The organism is Tardiphaga sp. (assembly GCF_044340795.1).
In the GTDB taxonomy this organism is placed as follows: Bacteria; Pseudomonadota; Alphaproteobacteria; order Rhizobiales; family Xanthobacteraceae; genus Tardiphaga.
The window spans coordinates 1-21,466 of sequence record NZ_JBIISY010000099.1 but is presented as its reverse complement, the minus strand read 5'-3'; the positions used below and the strand labels follow the sequence as shown (position 1 = coordinate 21,466).

At 62.8% G+C, this 21,466-nt stretch carries 17 protein-coding genes and 1 pseudogene; 4 read left to right on the top strand and 14 right to left on the bottom strand.

Features of this window, described 5'->3' with window-relative positions:
- A pseudogene (locus ACIQ17_RS17100) lies at positions 1–259 on the top strand (carbohydrate ABC transporter permease); the annotation flags it as partial.
- 111 nt (positions 260–370) lie between these two features.
- Here ACIQ17_RS17100 and ACIQ17_RS17095 read toward each other — a convergent pair.
- From ACIQ17_RS17095 to ACIQ17_RS17070, 6 genes are all read right to left on the bottom strand, one after another.
- Complete coding sequence (locus tag ACIQ17_RS17095) at positions 371–3,076, bottom strand: molybdopterin-dependent oxidoreductase (RefSeq protein WP_398470258.1); 2,706 nt, start codon at positions 3,074–3,076, stop codon at positions 371–373.
- Positions 3,076–4,284, bottom strand: coding sequence for an NAD(P)/FAD-dependent oxidoreductase (locus ACIQ17_RS17090; protein WP_398470257.1), 1,209 nt, complete (start codon positions 4,282–4,284; stop codon positions 3,076–3,078). Before ACIQ17_RS17090 ends, ACIQ17_RS17095 begins: the two co-directional genes overlap by 1 nt.
- A 9-nt stretch (positions 4,285–4,293) precedes the next feature.
- Positions 4,294–4,719, bottom strand: coding sequence for a globin family protein (locus tag ACIQ17_RS17085; RefSeq protein WP_398470256.1), 426 nt, complete (start codon positions 4,717–4,719; stop codon positions 4,294–4,296).
- A gap of 95 nt (positions 4,720–4,814) precedes the next feature.
- Positions 4,815–5,609 carry an ABC transporter ATP-binding protein gene (locus tag ACIQ17_RS17080; protein ID WP_398470255.1) on the bottom strand — a complete coding sequence of 265 codons (795 nt, stop codon included), beginning with the start codon at positions 5,607–5,609 and terminating at the stop codon, positions 4,815–4,817.
- Between the two features lie 10 nt (positions 5,610–5,619).
- On the bottom strand, positions 5,620–6,513 hold the full coding sequence (gene ntrB / locus ACIQ17_RS17075) for a nitrate ABC transporter permease (protein ID WP_398470254.1): 894 nt from the start codon (positions 6,511–6,513) through the stop codon (positions 5,620–5,622).
- 37 nt (positions 6,514–6,550) lie between these two features.
- Positions 6,551–7,855 (bottom strand): CmpA/NrtA family ABC transporter substrate-binding protein, encoded by a 1,305-nt coding sequence (locus tag ACIQ17_RS17070; RefSeq protein ID WP_398470253.1) that lies wholly within the window; start codon positions 7,853–7,855, stop codon positions 6,551–6,553.
- Between the two features lie 419 nt (positions 7,856–8,274).
- On the opposite strand from ACIQ17_RS17070, the gene ACIQ17_RS17065 reads away from it, so the two are divergent.
- A complete protein-coding gene (locus tag ACIQ17_RS17065; RefSeq protein WP_398470252.1) occupies positions 8,275–9,540 on the top strand; it encodes a serine hydrolase domain-containing protein in 1,266 nt (421 codons plus the stop codon).
- Positions 9,541–10,144: 604 nt separating this feature from the next.
- Positions 10,145–10,519, top strand: coding sequence for a helix-turn-helix domain-containing protein (locus ACIQ17_RS17060; RefSeq protein WP_398470251.1), 375 nt, complete (start codon positions 10,145–10,147; stop codon positions 10,517–10,519).
- Between the two features lie 131 nt (positions 10,520–10,650).
- Here the strand turns inward: ACIQ17_RS17060 and ACIQ17_RS17055 are convergent, their stop codons facing one another.
- The 5 genes from ACIQ17_RS17055 to pucL form a co-directional block, all read right to left on the bottom strand.
- Entirely contained in the window at positions 10,651–11,712 is a 1,062-nt protein-coding gene (locus tag ACIQ17_RS17055; RefSeq protein ID WP_398470250.1) for an alcohol dehydrogenase, read from the bottom strand.
- A gap of 159 nt (positions 11,713–11,871) precedes the next feature.
- Complete coding sequence (locus ACIQ17_RS17050; RefSeq protein WP_398470249.1) at positions 11,872–14,196, bottom strand: xanthine dehydrogenase family protein molybdopterin-binding subunit; 2,325 nt, start codon at positions 14,194–14,196, stop codon at positions 11,872–11,874.
- Positions 14,197–14,421: 225 nt separating this feature from the next.
- Positions 14,422–15,297: a dihydrodipicolinate synthase family protein gene (locus tag ACIQ17_RS17045; RefSeq protein WP_398470248.1), complete on the bottom strand. Its 876-nt coding sequence runs from the start codon at positions 15,295–15,297 to the stop codon at positions 14,422–14,424.
- Between the two features lie 4 nt (positions 15,298–15,301).
- Entirely contained in the window at positions 15,302–16,546 is a 1,245-nt protein-coding gene (locus ACIQ17_RS17040; protein WP_398470247.1) for an allantoate amidohydrolase, read from the bottom strand.
- Positions 16,543–17,385: a factor-independent urate hydroxylase gene (pucL, locus tag ACIQ17_RS17035; RefSeq protein ID WP_398470246.1), complete on the bottom strand. Its 843-nt coding sequence runs from the start codon at positions 17,383–17,385 to the stop codon at positions 16,543–16,545. The genes ACIQ17_RS17040 and pucL overlap by 4 nt, the downstream gene beginning before the upstream one ends.
- 191 nt (positions 17,386–17,576) lie before the next feature.
- Between pucL and ACIQ17_RS17030 the strand changes: the two genes are divergently transcribed.
- On the top strand, positions 17,577–18,971 hold the full coding sequence (locus tag ACIQ17_RS17030) for a nucleobase:cation symporter-2 family protein (protein ID WP_398470245.1): 1,395 nt from the start codon (positions 17,577–17,579) through the stop codon (positions 18,969–18,971).
- Positions 18,972–19,019: 48 nt separating this feature from the next.
- On the opposite strand, the gene uraD is transcribed toward ACIQ17_RS17030, so the two are convergent.
- The 3 genes from uraD to ACIQ17_RS17015 are packed head-to-tail and all read right to left on the bottom strand — an operon-like array spanning position 19,020 to position 21,262.
- The gene (gene uraD / locus ACIQ17_RS17025) at positions 19,020–19,907 is read right to left on the bottom strand and encodes a 2-oxo-4-hydroxy-4-carboxy-5-ureidoimidazoline decarboxylase (RefSeq protein WP_398470244.1); all 888 of its coding nucleotides are present in this window, start codon (positions 19,905–19,907) and stop codon (positions 19,020–19,022) included.
- A gap of 9 nt (positions 19,908–19,916) precedes the next feature.
- A complete protein-coding gene (puuE, locus tag ACIQ17_RS17020; RefSeq protein WP_398470243.1) occupies positions 19,917–20,846 on the bottom strand; it encodes an allantoinase PuuE in 930 nt (309 codons plus the stop codon).
- Positions 20,846–21,262 carry a DUF3830 family protein gene (locus ACIQ17_RS17015; protein WP_398470242.1) on the bottom strand — a complete coding sequence of 139 codons (417 nt, stop codon included), beginning with the start codon at positions 21,260–21,262 and terminating at the stop codon, positions 20,846–20,848. The genes puuE and ACIQ17_RS17015 overlap by 1 nt, the downstream gene beginning before the upstream one ends.
- Positions 21,263–21,466: the final 204 nt, after the last annotated feature.

The following is a 21,466-nucleotide window of genomic DNA, read 5'->3' as shown; positions in this document are numbered from 1 at the left end:
GATCGCCAAGCCCGGCATCGCCGTGGCCTTCATCCTGGCGGTGATTTTCTCCTGGAACAATTTTGTGTTCGGCATCGTGCTCGCCGGCCGCGAAACGCGCACACTGCCGGTGGCGGTGTACAACATGATCTCGTTCGATCAGCTGAGCTGGGGCCCGCTGGCGGCAGCCGCGCTGATCGTGACCGCGCCGGTACTTTTGCTCACGGTATTCGCGCAACGGCAAATCGTGGCTGGGCTCACGGCAGGTGCGGTGAAGTGACGGCTCATCAGCCGTCATTGCGAGGAGCGCAGCGGCGAAGCAATCCAGAGGCCGAGCGAAGGAAGGCTGGATTGCTTCGCTGCGCTCGCAATGACGGCTGCGAGGACGCCGCTAACTCATAGCCACCTTGCGCTGTTGATCCGGCTCCGCCTCACTGGCTGCAATCAGCCTTTTCAACTCCGGAATGCACGACCCGCAATTCGTCCCGGCCTTCAACTTTGCGCCGATCTCGCCGGCCGTCGCGCACCCCGATGCGATTGCCTCATTGATCCTGTTGCGCCCGACGCCGAAGCACGCGCACACGATCGGGCCGGCACTCGCAGCGCCATCAGCGGATTTGCCGGACAGCAGCATGCGGCGCTGATCGTCGTTCAGCGCGCCGGCAGCGAATGCCTCCTTCACCGCGTCCCATGACAAGGCATCATCGGCTGGCCCGACAAACAGACAGAGCTCGATCCGCTCACCCGCAAAAGACACTGCGCGGTAGCCCCCGCGGCCGACATCCACGAAGCTGGCGACATCATCGCCGAGCAGCGGCGCCAGCCAGCTTTGCCAGAGCGTCAGCTCCGCATTATCGGCCAGCAGATAACCGACACCACCAGTCACCGCGACCCGCGCATGAACGACACCCGGCGGCAGCGCCAGCGGCTTTCGCGACAGGACAAAACCGCGCTGGCTCACGGCCAGGGCCGCAATCGACACCGGCGTCGCCTTGTTTTCCGGCTGTCCGGAGAATGGATCCACGAAAGGCGCCACCAGCGCGCCGACGCGGGCATAGCCGGCGGTCTCGTCATTCCAGTGGATCGGCGCGAACAGCATGCCGCGTTGCTGTCGCTCGCTGACCATAACCTTCAGCGTGCAAGCACCGTAATCCGTCGTGAGCTGCGCATAGCCGCCGTCAACGACGGCGAAGCGCATCGCATCGTCCGGATGAATCTCGATGTAGGGCTCGGGGATATGCTGGCCGAGCCGCGGGCTGAGGCCCGTGCGGGTCATCGTATGCCACTGGTCGCGCACGCGGCCGGTGTTCAGGCGCAGCGGTCGCCCCTCGGTCACATGCGTGCGCAGCTCCGGCGCTTCCGGAGCAATAAACTGGCCGCGATGATCCCTGGTGTAGAAGCGCCCATCGGCGAAGAACCGCGCCTGCTGCGTCGTCGTGCCCTTGCGCAGCGGCCACTGCACCGGTGCCATGGTGTCGAAAGCATCGTCGGAGACATGCATGAGCCCGCCGATATCGAAATCACGGCTGCCGTCATTCTCGAAATCCGACAGCGCCGCGTGCTCGCGAAAGATCTCGGCAGCGGATGTGTAGGCGAAGCCCGCACCGAAGCCGAGACGCTTCGCGACTTCGCTCAGTGCCCACCAGTCCGGCTTGGCCTCGCCCGGCGCTGATAGAAACGAGCGCTGCCGCGACACACGGCGTTCCGAATTCGTCACCGTGCCCGACTTCTCGCCCCAGGCCAGCGCAGGCAGCAGCACATGCGCACCGGCATTGACGGTGTCGTTGGAGCGCACATTCTCCGACACCACGAACAGATCGAGCTTGCCGAGCGCGGCGCGCACCGCATCCGCATCGGGCAGCGACACCGCGGGATTGGTGCCCATCACCCACAGCGCCTTGATCTCGCCGCGGCCGATGGCCTCGAACATCTGTACGGCTTTGAGGCCTTCATGGGTCGCAATATGCGGCGCCTTCCAGAACCGCCGCACGCGGTCGATTTCGACCGGCGTAAAACCCATATGCGCCGCGAGCTGGTTGGCGAGCCCGCCGACCTCGCGGCCGCCCATCGCGTTGGGCTGGCCTGTCAGCGAGAATGGCGACGCCCCCGGCTTGCCGATGCGGCCGGTGGCAAGATGGCAGTTCAGGATCGCATTGACCTTGTCGGTGCCCTGCGCCGACTGGTTGACGCCCTGCGAATACAGCGTGACCACGCGGGACGTCTGCCGGAACATCTGGAAGAAGGTGGCGACGTCCACTTCGTTGAGGCCAGTCGCCTTGGCCGTCGCGGCGACGCTGCCGGCGATGGTCCGCGCACGCGCCAAAGCCTCGTCGAAGCCCGACGTATGCCGTTCGATATAGGCGCGGTCGAGCGCGCCATTGTCGGCGAGATAGGCGAGCAGCCCCGAAAACAGCGCCGTGTCGGTACCGGGCTTGAGGCCGAGAAAGAGATCGTCATCGCCCACCGTATCGGTGCGGCGCGGATCAATCACGACGAAGCGTGCGCCCCGCGCCTGCTTGTTGGCGAGCATGCGCTGGTACAGCACCGGATGGCACCAGGCGGCATTGGAGCCGACGAAAACCAGCAGATCGGCCTGATCGAGATCCTCATAACAGCCCGGCACCGTGTCGGCACCGAAGGCGCGCTTGTGGCCGACCACGGAGGACGCCATGCAGAGTCGCGAATTGGTATCCACATTGGCGCTGCCGATGAATCCCTTCATCAGCTTGTTGGCGACGTAATAGTCCTCGGTGAGCAATTGCCCGGACAGATAGAACGCCACCGCGCCCGGCCCATGCTCGGCGACGATATTGCGAAAGCCATCGGCGACATGATCGAGCGCATCACTCCATCCCACACGCGCCATTGCGCCGGAGGCATCGCGCATCATCGGATGCAGCAAGCGCTCGTCGAGCGCCAGCGTCTCACCCAGCGCAGACCCTTTTGAACATAAGCGGCCGAGATTGGCGGGATGATCGGGATCACCGGCAATCGCGGCGCCCCCCTGCCCGTCCGGCGTCGCGAGCACGCCGCAGCCGACACCGCAATAAGCGCAGGTCGTGCGGACGGTGGTGAGGCTGGTGTCGATCGCGTTCATCAGGCCGCCTTTGCGATCGGACGGCCGAACATCATGTCGGCGCGGAAGGCGGAGACATCGGCACCGCTACGGATCAGGTCGAGATACCACAGCGCGTCGCCGGTATCGCCGACCAGCACCGCACCGGTGAGCCTGCCACCCGCAATCACGAGCTTCTTGTAGGTGCCGCGCCTGGCGTCGCTCAGCAGCAGCGTCTCGCTGCCCTCTGCAGCCATGAAGTCGCCAGCGGAAAACACGCTGACGCCGGAAACCTTGAGATTGGTGGAAAGAACGCTGCCCGTATAGGCCGCAGTCCCGCCGGCCAGACGCCGCGCCAACACTTTCGCCTGCTCGTAAGCGGGCTCGACGAGGCCGTAGCAGGTGCCGCGATGCTCCGCGCATTCGCCGAGGGCATAGATTCCCTCGCTCTCCGTGGCCATCGCGTCATCGACGACGATGCCGCGATTGACCGGGACCCCCGCTTCCCTGGCGAGCGACGTGTTCGGCCTGATGCCGGCAGCGAAGATCACGGCATCCGCATCGAGCATGCGACCATCCGCGAGCTCGACGCGCTCGACCGCATCAGCACCACGAATGCGCGCCGTATTCGCATGGAGTAAAATCTTCACGCCCTTGCGCTCGACCAATGTCTTCAAAAGCTCCGCTGCGGGACCATCGAGCTGCCGCTCCATCAGGCGATCCATCAGATGGATCAGCGTCACATCTGCGCCGGCCTTGGCGAGGCCATAAGCGGCCTCGAGCCCCAGAAGTCCGCCACCGACAACCACGACACGCTTCTTCTGCCCGGCCAGTTCGATCAGGCGATCGACATCGTGGCTGTCGCGGAAGACATGAACGCCTTTGAGATCACCACCCGGCACCGGCAACCGAAGTGCCGATGAGCCGGTCGCAAACACCAGCTTGGAGAATCCGACGCGCTTGCCCGTGGACGTCGTCACTTCGCGTGCAGCGAGATCGACCGACATCGCCCGCGCACCATATTTCAGCGTGACACCGCGATCGCGCCACCATGCGGCCGGCTTGAGCTCGATTTCCTGCGACGTCGCCTCGCCCGCCAGAACCGAGGACAGCAACACGCGGTTGTAGGCCAGCCGGGGCTCGTCGCCGATCACGGCGATGGCGTAGCGGCCGAGCGAGGTTTCCGCGAGTTCGTCCACAAGGCGGGCCGCCGCCATGCCGTTTCCGATGATGACCAGCGGTTCGCTCACGTGTCGTCCTTACTCCGCAGCCTGCGCCGGGCCATAAGCCTCGGCGATCATGAAATGCGACAGCGTGCCATAGGCGGTGTCCCAGGCATCGGCGAGTTCGGGCGTCCATGCGTCGCCAAGGCCCTTCTCCAGCGTCCACAACAGCGCCGCACCCACCGGCGTGTAGTGCTCCGCCTTCACGCCATAATCGACATGCTTCCTGGCAAGGGTGCTCGCCGCCGGCAGGACGGTCTCGAGCCTGGTCAATCCGGTCACCACGACACCCAGCGTCGCCATCAGCTTGCGTCCCTGCTCCTTGATGTCACCGCGAAACATCGGCTTCACCTCGGGCGCGATCTCGAACAGCCGACCGTAGAAGAGATCGGCTGCCACATCAGCGATCGGCACGACTTTCTTGAAACTATCCTGCACGAGCGAAATCTGATCCGGTGTCATGACATTCCCCCTTGGCTGGCGCTGGCTGACGTGAGGCAATCGAGACGATGGATGCGGGCGTCAGCGCGATGATCGCGCCAACGCAAGTCGCAAGATCAAGCCGCTTCCACGAACTTGTGGCGCTCGTACAAAAACTCCAGCACGCGCTTGCGACACTTGAGATAGACGGGATCGCTCGCCAGCTCGATGCGTTTGCGCGGGCGGCTGAGCGGCACGTCGAGCACTTCGCCGATCGTGGCGCTCGGTCCATTGGTCATCATCACGATGCGGTCCGACAGCAGCACGGCTTCGTCCACGTCATGGGTGATCATGACGATGGTATTGCCGAGCTTCTGATGCAGCGCCATCACGGAATCCTGCAGATGCGCGCGAGTGAGCGCATCGAGCGCACCAAAGGGCTCGTCGAGCAGCAGCACTTTCGGCTCCATGGCCAGTGCGCGGGCAATGCCGACGCGCTGCTTCATGCCGCCGGAGATTTCCGAGGGACGCTTGTCCTTGGCATGGGTCATCTGCACGAGATTGAGATTATGCAGGGTCCATTCGTCGCGCTCGGCGCGGCTCTTGGTCTTGGCGAACACCTTGTCCACGCCGAGACGGACGTTCTGATAGACCGTCAGCCAGGGCAGCAGGCTGTGGTTCTGGAACACCACGGCACGATCGGGACCGGGCGAGTTGACCTCACGGCCTTCCAGCAGCACGCCACCATTCGTCGCACGCGTCAGGCCGGCGATGATGTTGAGCATCGTCGACTTGCCGCAGCCGGAATGGCCGATGATCGAGACATACTCACCCTTGCCGAGCGTGAGGTTGATGTCCTTCAGCACTTCGGACGACACCTTGCCGCGGGTAAATACCTTGTCGATATGGTCGAGTTTTACATAAGGCGTCATGACAGTTTCCTTAAGCAACCGAGGTGCCGTGGGTGACGAGCTTGCCGAGGCCGGCAATCAGGCGGTCGAGCACGAAGCCGACGATGCCGACATAGAACAGCGCCAAGATGATCTCGCTGATATGCGATGAATTCCACGCATCCCAGATGAAGAAGCCGATGCCGACGCCGCCGATCAGCATTTCCGCCGCAATGATGGCGAGCCAGGACAGGCCGATGCCGATGCGCAGGCCGGTAAAGATGTAGGGCGCGGCCGCCGGCAGCATCACCTTGCCGAAGAATTCGAGCGGGTTGAGCTGCACCACGGCGGCGACATTCCGATAGTCTTGCGGGATGTTGCGGATGCCGACGGCGGTGTTGATGATGATCGGCCAGATCGAGGTGATGAAGATCACGAAGATTGCCGAAGGCTGGCCGTCGCGGAAGGCGGCGAGTGCAAGCGGCAGCCAGGCCAGCGGCGGGATCGTGCGCAGCACCTGGAAGATCGGATCGAGGCCGCGCATGGCCCAGACCGACTGGCCGACCAGCGTGCCGAGCCCGATCCCCACCACGGCGGCCAGCGCGTAACCATAGGCGACGCGCCAGAGGCTCGCCGACAGATGCCAGAACAGGCCCTTGTCGAGGCCGCCATTGTCGAAGAACGGATCGAAGATCAGTTCTTTCGTGTCCTTGTAGACCTTCGACGGCGGCGGCAAGGTCGAGCCGGCGCGGCTGCACAACAGCTCCCACATCACGCCGAGGATGATGACGACGATCAGCGGCGGGATCACCCGCGCCGCCGCCTCTCGCGCCATCTTCGTATATTTCTCCGCCTTCGGCGGAGACTTCGGAGCCAGTGCGACGACATCCGCCGGCGCTTTCGCGATCGGCGTCGCGGGCTCTGTCCTGAGGGCTTGCACGTTCATCGCACGGGTCTCCGTCATGTTGCTGCCTGCGCGCCGATCAGACTTCGACGCGCTTGATGGTGAGCGACTTCAGGTAAGCCGCCGGATCGGCCGGATCGAACACCTTGCCATCGAAGAAGGTCTCCTTGCCGCGCGAGGTCGAGGTCGGCACCGCCGCGCCGAGCTCCTTGGCGGCGTCCTTCCAGAGGTCTTCGCGATTGACCTTGGCGATCAGCGCCTTGGAGTCGAAGCCCGGTTCGTATTTGCCCCAGCGGATGTCCTCGGTCATGAACCAGAGGTCATGGCTCTGATAGGGATAGGAGGCGAAGTCGTCCCAGAACTTCATGATATGCGGCGAGTTCTCGACCACGCGGCCGGTGCCGTAGTCGAACTTGCCCTTCACGCGATCGGTGACGTCGTCGACCGGGCAGTTGATCCACTGGCGCTTGGCATTGATGGCGGCGAGCTCATCACGGTTCTCCGCCTTCTCGCACCACTGCTGCGCTTCCATCACCGCCATCAGCAGCGCCTTCGCAGCCTTCGGATTCTTGTCGACCCAGGCGGCGCGCATGCCGAGCGACTTCTCCGGATGCTTGTTCCAGAGCTCGCCGGTGGTCAGCGCCGTGTAGCCGATGTTCTGGTGGATGAGCTGCAGATTCCACGGCTCGCAGACGCAGAAGCAATCCATCGTGCCAACCTTCATGTTGGCGACCATCTGCGGCGGCGGCACAACGATGGTCTCGATGTCCTTGTCGGGATCGATGCCACCGGCCGCGAGCCAGTAGCGGATCCAGAGGTCATGCGTGCCACCCGGGAAGGTCATCGCCGCCTTCACCGATTTGCCGCTCGCCTTCTTCTTCTCGAACGCGGCCTTCAGCGGCACGGTGTCGAGACCGACCTTGAGATCCTTGTACTCATTGCCGACCGAGATGCTCTGGCCGTTCAGATTGAGGCGCGCCATGATGTACATCGGCGTCGGCACATTGTTCTGCGTCACCTTGCCGGCCGAAATCAGATACGGCATCGGCGTCAGGATATGCGCGCCATCGATGCCATTGCCCTCGGAGCCGAGCACGAGATTGTCGCGCGTGGTGCCCCACGACGCCTGCTTGAGGACTTCCGTTTCCGGCAGGCCGTATTTCGCGAAGATGCCCTTCTCCTTGGCAACAAAGAGCGGCGCAGCATCTGTGAGCGCGATGAAGCCGAGCTTGGCACCCTTCACCTCGGGCCCTGCGCCCTGCGCGAAAGCGCCGGCGGGAAAATTGAGCTTGGCAGCGGCCAGCAAGGCGGCCGTGCCTGCGCCGGCCTTGAGGAGCTGGCGGCGGCTGATCTTGCGGCCCGGCTTAGTCTCTGACTTCGTCATCGGATGATGTCGTCCTTTCGCGCCCTGCTACGGCCGGCACCATCATCCACGCGCGCAAGGCGACGCGGCTGGAGGAAGCCTCCAGGATGGCAGTGCTGGCTGGTGATGGAATGTGACGGCTACAATGGCGTCGCTAAGAACTATTCAAATCGCGTGCCAAGCATGCGCGGCGGCAAAATCTTCGTATTTGCATGCGCTTAGCTGCGGGTGTGCGCGACTGGCCACTGGCGTGTCCGCTGCGAAACATCGCGCTCCGCTCAAATATTGTGCGACGCACACAAATTAGGCGCAGGCCGCCAAGGTGTGATCATACAGCCTCACGCCAGCTGGAATGGGGACGATGCATCATCGGTCATGGACAGCGGCGGCTCCGCCTCGCTTAATCCATGGCCCCTGCCCTGCCATGCGAGTGCCTGCCGATGTCATCCAGCCTCACCGCACCGACCATCTCCCCTGAACAGGCCGGCATGTCCGCCGCAGCGCTCACGCGGATCGAGCGCCATCTCCAGACCCGCTATCTCGACAGCGGCCGCTTTCCGGGCGCGCAGCTCCTCGTCTATCGCCGCGGCGGCATCGTGCATCACAGCGTCCATGGCTTTGCCGATGTGGAGCGCAAGGCTTCGGTGAAATCCGACACCATCTTTCGCATCTATTCGATGACCAAGCCGATCACGTCGGTCGCATTCATGATGCTGGTGGAAGAAGGCCGCGTCGCGCTCGATGAGCCCGTGCACAAATACATTCCGGAATGGAGCCAGCTCGGCGTCTATCAGGCTGGCATCGCACCGCTGTTTCTGACCCGCCCGCCTGCGCGACCGATGCAGATCGTCGACCTGCTGCGCCACACCTCCGGCCTCACCTACGGCTTCCAGAACCGCACCAATGTGGACGCCGCCTATCGCGCCCAGAAGATCGGCGAGATCGAGAAGGCCGGCACCATGGCGACCATGATCGCCGATCTCGCAAAGATCCCGCTCGAATTCTCGCCGGGCGACGCGTGGAATTATTCGGTCGCCACCGATGTGGTCGGCTATCTCGTGGAGAAGATCAGCGGCCAGCCGTTCGAGCAATTCCTGCAACAGCGCATCTTCGATCCGCTCGGCATGAAGGACACCGGCTTTCATGTACCCGCCGACAAGGCGCATCGCCTCGCCGCCTGTTACGCCGCCGACGGCAAAGGCGGCATGACATTGCAGGACGACCCCACCACGAGTTCGTTCCTGACATCGCCCTCCTTCATCTCCGGTGGCGGCGGGCTGTGCTCGACGGCTGCGGACTATCTCACCTTCTGTCGCGCGCTGCTGAATGGCGGCACGCTCGGCGACGTCCGGCTGCTGTCGCCAAAAACCATCGCGCTGATGGCGGCCAATCATCTGCCGGGCGGCCGCGATCTCACCGAGATGTCGAAGTCGCTGTTCAGCGAAGCGAGCTATGCCGGTGTCGGTTTCGGCCTCGGCTTCTCCGTGACCATGGACCCCGCAAAGACCCTCATTCCCGGCACCGCCGGTGAATATGCGTGGGGCGGCGCGGCGAGCACTGCATTCTGGATCGATCCGCGCGAGCAGCTGATTGCGATCTTCATGACGCAATTGTTGCCGTCGAGCGCCTATCCTGTTCGCTGCGAACTGCGCACGATGGTCTACTCGGCCTTCAACGACAGCAATGTCGAGCAACGACCGCGCTGATCAATATTGATCAACCCCGTGAGGAAGTTCGACGAGAAAATGCATGCACCGAATCGCGGCGATTTCCCTTTCTTGAGAATCGAAAGTGAAACTTCCGGTGCGCCTCATCCGTAAAGACAACTGCGCACGTAATTGTGATGGGACAGCACGATGGAGCCGACAGGAGTGAAATGTGAAAATTCCGCAGGAATCTCGTGAAATCTTGCATGCCAGTCGGAACATGCGAACCAGTGTCAGTTATCGCGCGTGCGTGTGGCAATTCGCGTGTGTATAGCTTGGTCTCCAACCTCTACTTTCGGTTCCCGCCCAGTGACGGGGCGGCTAGATGGAGAGATGGTCGTTCTATTGCGGGCATCACGTCACAGGCGAACAGCAATTGAATACCGTAGCGGAGGTATTACCGTTCCGTCGGAATGACCCTAACGAGAATGTTTTGATGAATTCGCGTAACGCGACGATTTCAACCATTCCGATTGTCATCACGATGTGTATAAAGAAGAAGATGCCTTTGGATGATAGCTTTTAAGGCTTTCGAGCTGAAAGGCTGAAATCAAAAAAATTAAAACCACAATCTCCCTTATCAAACGAAACTGAATGGTGACGAATGAAGCAACGTAGCGCCGGCAAGTCCGACATCGAGTTGGGCAAGCGAATCCGTCTTCGTCGTGTCGAGCAGAAGATCTCGCAGGCGGATTTGGGCGAGAAACTGGGTGTCAGTTTCCAGCAGGTTCAGAAGTACGAGAAGGGCGTGAACCGCGTGGGCGCCGCGCGCCTGCAGCAGATCGCCACCGCACTCGACGTGCCCGTGACGTTCTTCTACGACGGCGACGGCAAGAGCCGCGAAGTGGAAAGCCTGCTGTTCCTCGACAGCGCCTTCAGCCTTCGCCTTCTGCGCGCCTACAGCCGCATCAAGAGCCAGACCGTGCAGCGCCAGATGGTCGTGCTGATGGAATCGATCGCGGACGAAGACGACAAGTAAGCATTCGCGCAGCCGGAGCATCCGGTCGCAGGAAGCAAAAATCTCGCCGTCTGCACGGCGAGATTTTTTTATGTCTGGATATCTAAGGCGGAAAAAGCGCGAGCGTCTTTACCTACCCTGCAGGCCTGCGATCACGCCGGCGTCAGGATCGCGCGGCCGACGAGCTTGCCGTCCTTCAGATCATTGAGCGCCGCATTGGCCTTTGCGAACGGCATCGGCGTCGTCGGGATCGGCGCGACCTTCTGGGTGCGTACCAGCTCCAGCAGCTCCTTGGTCTCCTTGAGATTGCCGACATAGCTGCCCTGGATGGTCAGCGCCTTCATGGCGATCAGCGGCAGAGCCCAGGTGGCGCCGCCACCGAACAGGCCGACCATGATCAGGCTGCCGCCCTTCGACAGCGCATCGAAGCCGAGCTGCGTGGTCTGCGCATTGCCGACCAGATCGATCACCGACAGGATCGGACCACCCGCCGCCTTTGTGAGCTGCGCCAGCGCGTCCGGCGCATTGCCGTCCACCGCGGCGAGCGCACCAGCCTCGAGGGCGGCCTTGCGCTTGTTGGCATCGATATCGACGACGATGGCGCCCTTGCCGCCCATGGCCTTGAGCAGGCTCAGCGCCATCAGGCCGAGACCGCCGGCGCCGAAGATCACGATGGGATTGCCGAGATCCTTCTCGACCTTCTTCAGCGCACTATAGGTGGTGACGCCCGAACAGGCATAGGGCGCGGCGAGCACGGGATCCATGCCCTTCAGATCGATCAGATATTTCGGATGCGGCACCAGCATGTAGTCGGAATAGCCGCCGTCGCAATGCACGCCGAGGCAGCGCGGCTGCAGGCAGAGATTCTCCTCGTCATCGAGACAGACCGCGCATTTGCCGCAGCCGATCCACGGATAGGCCAGCGCCACGTCGCCCACCTTGACGCCATCCTTCGGCGCGTCCGGACCGAACGAGACCACTTCGCCGACGGTCTCATGCCCCATCGTGTGCGGCAGATTGATGCCGCGCTCCTTCAGCGACAGGCGCTTGCGGCCATGGCCGAGCTCATAGCCGCCTTCCCAGATATGCAGGTCGCTGTGGCACACGCCCGCGGCCTTGACGCGGACCAGCACCTGCGTGCCGGTCGGCTGCGGCGTATCCTGATCTACTTCGCCAAGCGGCTCGTTGAATTCGATGACCTTGAAGCTCTTCATTTGTTCTCTCCCGGTTGAAGTTTGTAAGTTCGTTGTTGCCGTAGATCGTAGGATGGGTTGAACGCAGGCGCAAAGCGCCGGAGTGATACCCATCGCCACATGCTGCGGCGGCTGTTGTGATGGGTATCGCTTCGCTCAACCCATCCTACGGCCGGAGTGTTATGCCGCCGCCTTCCCGCTGCGGATCGCCTCCCACACCTTGATCGGCGACAGCGGCGTATTCATCTGCGTGACGCCATAAGGCGCCAGCGCGTCGAGCACGCCATTGACGACGCAAGGCGGGCCGCCGATGGCACCGGACTCGCCACAGCCCTTGGCGCCGATCGGATTGGTCACGCACGGGGCCGAGCCGTCCAGCGTGACATTCAACAGCGGCATGTCCGTGGCGCGCGGGATGCAGTAATCCTGATAGGTCGCGGTGATGAGCTGGCCATCCTCGTCGTAATGGACATTCTCGAACAGCGCCTGGCCGATGCCCTGCGCAACGCCGCCATGGATCTGCCCTTCGACCAGCATCGGATTCACGGCCACGCCGACATCGTCCACCGTGGTGTAGCGCACGACATTGGTGATGCCGGTTTCCGGATCGATCTCGACCTCGCAGATATGCGTGCCATTCGGCCAGCTCGGCGCATCGACCTCACCGGTGGAATCCACGCTGAGCCCCGCGCCGCCTTCGGCCTTGGCGATCTCGAACAGGCTGACGCGCTTGTCGGTGCCGACCACCGTGAGGAAGCCATCGACATATTCGATGTCCTCGACGGCGGCTTCCATCATGTTCGACGCCTTTTCGCGCGCCTTCTTGATGAGATCCTGGGTCGAGACGACGGCGGCGGTGCCGCCGACGAACAGCGAGCGCGAGCCCACGCTGCCGAAGCCGAGTGCGGTATCAGTGTCGCCCTGCATCACGTCGATCTGGTTGATGTCGATGCCGAGCGAGGTCGCGACCATCTGCGAATAGGCGGTCTGCAGTCCCTGCCCCATGGCCATGGTGCCTGAATAGAGAATGACACGGCCATTCGCCGTCGCCGTCAGCGTCACCTTCTCGGTGTGGTTACGGCCGCCGGTCCATTCGATGTAGCTTGTCAGACCACGGCCATAGAGCATGCCGCGCTTTTTCGCTTCCTTCTTGCGCGCCGCAAAGCCGTCCCAATCCGAAAGCTCCGACGCGCGCTCCAGCATATGCGCGAAGGCGCCGCTGTCATACACCTGCCCGACCGCGTTCTTGTACGGAAACTGCGTCGGCTTGATGTAGTTGACCTTGCGGATGTTGCGCGGATCCATGCCGATCTGGCGCGCGGCGGCATCGAGCAGCCGCTCCATGATGAACACCGCCTCCGGACGACCCGCGCCGCGATAGGCGCCGACCGGCGCCGTGTTGGTCATGACAGCCTTGATCTCGTAATGCACGTCCGGCACGTCATAGACGCTGGTCTGCACGAACGGCCCGAGCACCAGCGGAATGATCACGCCGGTGCCGGAGAGATACGCGCCAGTGCCGCCGAGCGACTTCACGCGATAGGCCTGGATGCGGCCCTTGGCATCGAGCGCAAGCTCGGCAGTGGATGTCAGGTCGCGGCCATGGGTGCCGCCGACGAAATCGTCGGTGCGATCGCCGCGCCAGCGGATCTTCTTGCCGAGCTTCACCGCCGCATAGGCGACGATGCCGTCTTCCGGATACAGGCTGGTCTTCTGGCCGAAGCCGCCGCCGATATCGCCGACCACGAGACGGATCGACTCCTTCGGCCGCTTCAGGATCGCATCTGCGATGATGTCGCGCGTCGCCATTGGCGTCTGCGACTGCACATAGACGGTGAGCCGGCCGGTCTTCTTGTCCACTTCCGCAATCGTGCTGCGCGGCTCCATTGCGGATGGCACCAGACGCTGGCTGACGATATCGAGCGACACCGTATGCTTCGCGCTGGCAAAGATCGCCTCGATCTTGGCCGCATCGCCATAGCTCATCGACGCCGCGATATTGTCGGGGGCCGCATCCCATACGGCTGGCGCGCCTTCGCTGATCGCCGCCTGCGGATCGACCACCGCCGGCAATACATCGTATTCCACATCGACCGCTTCGGCCGCGAGCTGCGCGGCCTGGCGCGATGTCGCGATCACGGCGGCAACGCCTTCGCCGGCATAGCGCACGGCTTCATGCGCCAACAGCCGTCGCGGCGGGAATTTCATCTCGGAGCCATCGGGACGCTTGAAGATGTTCAGCGTCGGCAGCGTGCCGACATCATCGGCCACGAGATCGGCGCCGGTGATGATCGCATGCACGCCCGGCATCGCCTTGGCCGCTTCGACGTCCACCGACACGATCCGCGCATGCGCATGCGGCGAGCGCAGCACATGCAGCCACAGCGCGCCGTCTTCCGGCTTGTCGTCGATGAAATGGCCCTGCCCGGTGAGGAGACGCTGATCTTCGAGGCGCTTGGGAGACAGTCCCGCACCGAAGCGCAGGTTGGCAGGCAGGATATTCATCAGACGTCCTTGGGTGGGCCGTTCGGCGAGTGGGCCGAACCTTGCCCGAAAAACCCATCCACGCCAACCGCGCTGCGGCAGGCCAGAACGGCCGGATTTGCATGGTGAATAATATAACACTCGACCGTAGGGCGGATGAGCGAAGCGTAATCCGCCGCGGAGTCTCACCATTGAAGGCGGCCGGCGGATTACGGCTGCGCCTAATCCGCCCTACGATTCAGTGACTCACGCCATCTCTTCCAGCACCCGCGCGATCACCTTGCGCTCATCCGCGGTCAATGCCGGCTGCGGCGGTACGGGGTCGCCCACGTCGTAGCCCTGTATCACGAGCCCGGCCTTGATGCAGGCAGCGAGATTGTAGCGTGCAAAGGCCTCGTTGATCCCCCACAGCTTCCGCTGCAGCACCATCGCCTCGTCCCAGCGCTGCGCCTTGCACAGGTCATAAAGCCGCACGCTCTGCTTCGGCACCACGCAGGCCGGCCCGGCCATCCAGCCGACGCCGCCGATCAGCATCACTGCAGCCGGAATATGTGCAGAAGCGGCAAACACGTTGAGCTTGTCACCGCAACGGTTCATGATCGACAGCAGCCGCCCCGTATTGTTCGAGGCATCCTTGATCGCGATGATGCGCGGATGCTCGGCCAGCCGCGCCACCACATCCAGTGTCAGGTCCGAGCGCTGGAATTGCGGATTGGTGTAGATCACCACCGGAATGTCCACCGCATCGGCAATGGCGCGGAAATAGGATTCGATCTGCGCATCCTTGAGCGGAAAATACGCTTCGAGGATCGCGAGAATGCCGTTGGCACCGAGCTTCTGATACGACTTCGCCTGCGCCACCGCATCCGCCGTCGAGGTGGAGGCGACACCGGCGACCACGGGCACGCGGCCCTGCGCGGCGGCGATGGTGGTCTGCACCACAGAACGGCGCTGCTCGCGGTTCAGATAGGCGAATTCCCCGGTGGAGCCGAGCGGCGTCAGCCCATGCACGCCCGAGGTGATGAGATCATCGCACAGCCGCCCCAGCACATCGATACGGATCCGGCCGTCGGGATCGGTGGGCGATACGAGATAGGGAAACACGCCGTGAAAATCGGCCATGCGATTATTCTTTCGGTTTGAAATGCTCGATCACACGCAGCAAAACGCGCGCGCTCGCATCGACATCCGCCTCATCCACATGCTCCGCCGGATGATGGCTGATGCCGCCACGACAGCGCACGAATAGCATCGCGATGTCGGCGATGTCGATCATCGCCATGCCGTCATGGCCGGCACCACTCGGCAATGTGAATACGCGATGCCCCTCCGCGGCGATGGCGTCACCAATCTGGTCCTGCAGCCAGGGCGCACATGGCGCCGTGCGGTTTTCATGCGTGACGTCGATCTGCAGCGCCAGCCCGCGCCGCGCCGCGATCGCCTCGACAGTACGGCGAATTTCGGCGACAGCGCCGATGCGATGGTCATCGGTCGGCGCACGGATATCGAGCGTGAAGGATGTCAGCCCCGGGATCACATTGCCCGCGCCCGGCGCCGCATGGATCACACCGACCGTGCCGACGAGGCCGCCTTGATCCGCACGGCACAGCGTCTCCACCGCAACGATACATTCCGCGGCACCGGCCAGCGCGTCGCGCCGCAGCGCCATCGGCACCGTGCCGGCATGGCCGGCCATGCCGCGCAATTCGACGGCAAGGCGCGTCGCACCGGCAATCGCCGTGACCACACCGACCGGCAGTGCCTCGGCTTCAAGCACCGGACCCTGCTCGATATGCAGTTCGAGATAGGCCAGCACATCGCTCGCCTTGCGCGCCGCGTTGCTGAGGCGAGCGGGATCGAGTCCGAAACCCACCATGGCGTCACGCATGCTGACGCCATCCTTGTCGCGGCTCGCCAGGGCTGTCTCGACAAAGGTCCCAGCCACCGCTCGGCTGCCGAGCAGCGTCGAGGCGAAACGCGTCCCTTCTTCATCCGCAAAGGCCACGATCTCCACGACGAATGGCAGGCGCACGCTGCGCCGATGGAGATCGCCGACACAGGCGATGGCCGCGACGATGCCAAGCGGCCCGTCCCATTTGCCGGCATCGCGCACGGTGTCGTAATGCGAGCCCAGCATCAGGCATGGCAGGCCGGGCACCGTACCTTCATAGCGACCGCAGACATTGCCGATCGCATCCATATGCGCCGACATGCCGGCCTCGCGCATCCACGCCATCAGAAGATCGGCAGCAGCGCGAAGCTCCTTCGACAGAAACACGCGCGTGAGATTGTCCGGCGCTTCTGAGATGGCAGCCAGCTCGTCGACGCGCTGGACGATTTCGGCGCTGAGCGATGGTCGAATCTCGGTCACGAACTCCGCCCCACCGTGCATTCGATCTGTCCGTGCGGCTCTTCGGTCGGCAAGAACACATCGTTGTTGTTGTCGAGGCCGAAGCCGGAGAGATTCATCAGGATGAAATGCAGGTTCGGACAGGCCATGCTGATCTCTGATATCTCCGGTACTGCAGCCAGTGCTTTTTCGCCCATGCGATACAAGCTGTTCTGCACGCTCGGACTATAGGTCGTCGCGAACTCTTTCAACAGGACTTCGAGAATCTTGGCGTTGGTCGCCTTGTAATCCGCAGGTGTCCCCGACCATGTCCAAGACGCCACCATGGATGTTGCCGCAATGCGGTCATTGGTCGGCTGAATGGTGGAGTATTTATCGGTGTAATAATTCTCCCACCCCGACTGGGTGGATTTCATAAACACGAAATTGTCGAGCCCCGAGCTCATGGTCACGCCATCGCGTGTCGCATGCAGCTCGACAAACGGCTTGCCGTTGTCATCGCGCACAAAGCTGTGCGGATGCGGCGCGCCATCGATCACCAGCCGGGCCCATTTGGTCTCATGGGCCGTGATCGTCACCGAGACCGCCTGCGGATAGAGATCGAGATAGCGCTGCGCCAGCACCTGGCAGAAGGGTTCGGTCTGCAGCGCCGTGTTTTCCCGCGCCGTCACATTGACGATGTTCTTGATCGTATCGGTGGAGGTCGAGGTTGAATTGTCCGCGTCCGTATAGGCGCGGCCGAAATCGCCCTCCAGCATGACCTTCAGGCTGAGCTGGCTGACATCCTGCTTGTCGCCGTCGCGATGGACGCGCATGATCCGGACCCGGCCTTTTCCGTAGCGGTTCTTGATGAGCGGCATGCGCGACCTCCGACTGTTGCAGACGGCGACCCGGAACGTCCGGCCGCCGCAGATACCGGCCTGCTATTTCCAGCAACCTTCGTGCCGTGGGTCAACAGGCTTCCCGCGTGCCGGCCCGCTCTGGCACGCGCCTTGTATCTGATGAGCATAATGCCATCGCATTTCATCACGTGAGCAAGGGGGATCCATCGATGACTGCCGCTGTCCATCCCGTCGACGAAGTCCTGCCGGCCCCGCGCCTGATCGCGCTTGGCCTGCAGCATGTGCTGGTGATGTATGCCGGCGCTGTCGCCGTTCCGCTCATTATCGGCCGTGCCCTCAAACTGCCGCCGCAGGACGTCGCCTATCTCATTTCCGCCGATCTGTTCGCCTGCGGGGTCGTTACGCTGGTCCAATGTCTCGGCTTTCCCGGTGTCGGCATCCGCCTGCCGGTGATGATGGGTGTCACCTTCGCCTCTGTCGGCCCCATGCTCTCCATGGCTGCTTCGCCCGAGATCGGCCTGCTCGGCATCTATGGATCGGTCATTGCTGCCGGAATCTTCGGCATCATTGTCGCGCCTTTCATCAGCCGGCTGCTGCCGCTGTTTCCGCCCGTCGTCACGGGCACCATCATCATGGTCATCGGCATCTCCCTGATGCGCGTCGGCATCAACTGGGCAGGTGGCGGACTACCGACGCTGACAAAAGTCGTCGATGGCGTTCCTGGCTCCTTCCCCAATCCAGCCTACGGGCAATTGCAGGGGTTGGGCATCGCGCTGTTCGTGCTGCTGGTCATCCTCGCGCTGATCAAATGGGGGAAAGGCTTCATCGCCAATGTCTCGGTGCTGCTCGGCATCATTGCCGGCGCCGTGCTTGCTAGTGCCCTTGGTGTGATGCATTTCGACAAGGTCGCGGCGGCGCCGTGGGCCGATATTGTGATCCCGTTTCATTTCGGCATGCCGCAATTCCATCTCATCCCCATTGTCACGATGTGTATCGTGATGGTGGTGGTCATGATCGAGTCGCTCGGCATGTTCCTCGCGCTCGGCGAACTCACCGGCAAGAACGTGGACCGCGACGATCTCATCCGCGGTCTGCGCGCCGATGGCGTCGGCACGCTGATCGGCGGCATCTTCAACACTTTTCCCTACACGTCCTTTTCGCAGAATGTGGGCCTGGTCGGCGTCACCGGCGTGCGCTCACGCTGGGTGACGGTCGCGGGCGGCGCTATCATGGTGCTGCTCGGCCTGCTGCCGAAGATGGCAGCGCTGGTGGAAGCCGTGCCGCTGGTCGTGCTTGGTGGCGCCGGTCTCGTGATGTTCGGCATGGTGGCCGCCACCGGCGCGCGCATTCTCACGGCGGTGGATTTCAAGTCCAACACCTACAATCTCTTCATCGTCGCGATTTCGGTCGGTTTCGGCATGATCCCGCTGGTGGCGCCGAATTTCTTCAAGGCGCTGCCGCATGACCTGCATCCGCTGCTGGAGTCAGGCATTCTGCTTTCGGCAGTGGTGGCGGTGGTGCTGAATGCGTTTTTCAACGGGCTAGGCAGTGCGGAAAGTGCGAAGGCGGAAGCAGCAGCGGCGGCTGCCACAGCGACGCATTGAGGATCGCCGCCCTCTTTTTACCCTCCCCTGGAGGGGAGGGTAAAAAATTCAACTCCCCCGATACGTCCCGTAACTCCATGGCGTCACCAGCAGCGGCACGTGGAGATGCCCTTCCGGCTCATAGACCGAAAACCTCAGCGGGATCTCATCGAGAAATGGCGGGTCCGATAGCGACACGCCACGCGCCGCAAAATACGCGCCGACCTTGAACGTCAGCTCGTAACGCCCGATCGGCACCGGCCGCCCGCCGATCAGCGGCACGTCGGTGCGACCATCATGATTGGTCAGCGTGCGCGCGACCACCCGGCTGGTGCCGAGCTTCGATAATTCCACCAGCTCGACTTCGATTCCCGCCGCCGGACGGCCGCCATGGGTATCGAGCACATGCGTCGACAGCCGCCCATGCACCTTCAGCGGATTGTCGCCCTTCACCAGCAGATCGGTGCGCAAGGCGGCGATCTTGCAGATTTCGGCAATCGATGCTGCGACCTCTGCACCAGCATCATTGGGCAGCCGCTGCGCAAAATTCGCGAGGATGGAATCCTTCGTGTGCCTTCGCACGCAGACGATATAGGGAAAGCCGAACTTGTCGCGATAGGCAGTGTTCGCCTGTTCGAACGCGTCATACTCGGCCTCCGACAAACGATCGAGCCCGACGCTGTTCTGTTCGGCATTGGATTCCGCCGTGAGCAGATCACCACGCTGGGTCTTGTCGGCGAGATCGGGATGCGCCTTGATCAAAGCCAGACGCTGGCCTGGTTCGGCGTCCTCGACCACCTTGCGCATCACCGCAAACAATTCGCTAACGCCGGCGAACGGGCGCCGGTCCGCTGCGGCCTCCGCGATCCATGGGGAATACTCGAAGATGTTGGCGAGGGCCGCGACGAAGTCCGCCTTGCTGCATGAATTGAGGTGAGCGAGCGTCGTCTCGGTCATGCGTGGCCCCTATCCGATCGCGCGGGCGTCTACCGCGAGATGTTTCAAATTTGCGTGCCAGTGTTCGGCAATCTGCAGCCGGGTCGGCACCCACACTTTGTCGTGGCTCTTGATATAGTCAAGAAACCGCATCAGCGACGCCGCACGACCGGGCCGCCCGACGAGACGGCAATGCAATCCCACCGTCATCATCTTCGGCGACGTCGCGCCCTCCGCATAGAGCACGTCGAACGAATCCTTCAGATAGGAAAAGAACTGCTCGCCGGTGCTGAATCCCTGCGGATTGGTGAAGCGCATGTCGTTGGCGTCGAGCGTATAGGGAATGACGAGCTGCGGCTCATGCGGCCCCTTGATCCAGTAGGGCAAATCATCGGCATAGGAGTCGCTGAGATATTTGAAGCCGCCGGCTTCCATCAGGAGCCGCAGCGTATTGATGGAACTGCGGCCGGTGTACCAGCCGGTCGGCCGCGATCCCGTGGCCTCGATATGCACGCGGATCGCCTCAGCGATCTCATGACGCTCCTCCGGCTCAGACATATCCTTATGCTCGATCCACTTCAGACTATGGCTGGCGATATCCCATTTCGCCTCCAGCATGGCGGCCACGATCTCGGGATTACGCTGAAGCGCGGTCGCTACGCCGAACACCGTGGTCGGCAATCCGCGTTCGCTGAACATGCGGAACAGCCGCCAGAAACCGGCGCGCGAGCCATATTCGAACATCGATTCGATATTGGCATGGCGCTGTCCCGGCCATGGCTGCGCGCCCAGCACATCGGACAGGAACGCCTCCGAGGCGCGGTCACCATGCAGGATGTTGTTTTCGCCGCCTTCCTCGAAATTGACGACGAACTGCACGGCCACGCGTGCGCCGCCCGGCCATTTCGGATCGGGCGGCGTGCGGCCATAGCCGCGCAAATCGCGCGGATAATCGCTCATCAGTCCACCAGCTCGATGCGTACCTTCTGCGCGCCCTTCCACAGCACCGTCTTGCCCATCTCCTTCAGCTTGTCGAGATTCGACGTGATGGTGATGAAGTGATTGCCGGCGAGCTGGCCCATCTTGCTGGCGAAATGCACGCCGCTATAGGCGAGCAGGATTTCGGTCTCGCTGATGCCGCCGGGATACAGGATCATGTGACCCGGTGCCGGGAACGAGGTGTGGTTCTCGTAGGACACGCCGAAATCGAGATCACCGAGCGGCATCCACACGCCCTCGCCGCTCCAGCGCACATGGATCGCCTGGCTGTCGAACGGCATCGCCTTCTTGAAGGCGGCGACGGTCAGGGGCGCATCGGCTTCCTCGAATTTCGCATCGAAGGTGAAGTCGCCGATATGGACTTTGAGCTGGCTCATGCATGTCTCGTGGATGGGATGTGGACGAATGCGGCCAGTGTGCAGCTGGCCCGGGAAGAAGCAAGGGTGCAGACTGTCTCGTCTCTCGCTCCTCCTGTCGTTGCCCGGCTTGACCGGGCAATCCAGTAGACGCTGGCATCCCGGATCGAGCCTCTGGCCGGCATGTACTGTCATCGCCCGCTTTCGCGGGCGATGACAAACCAG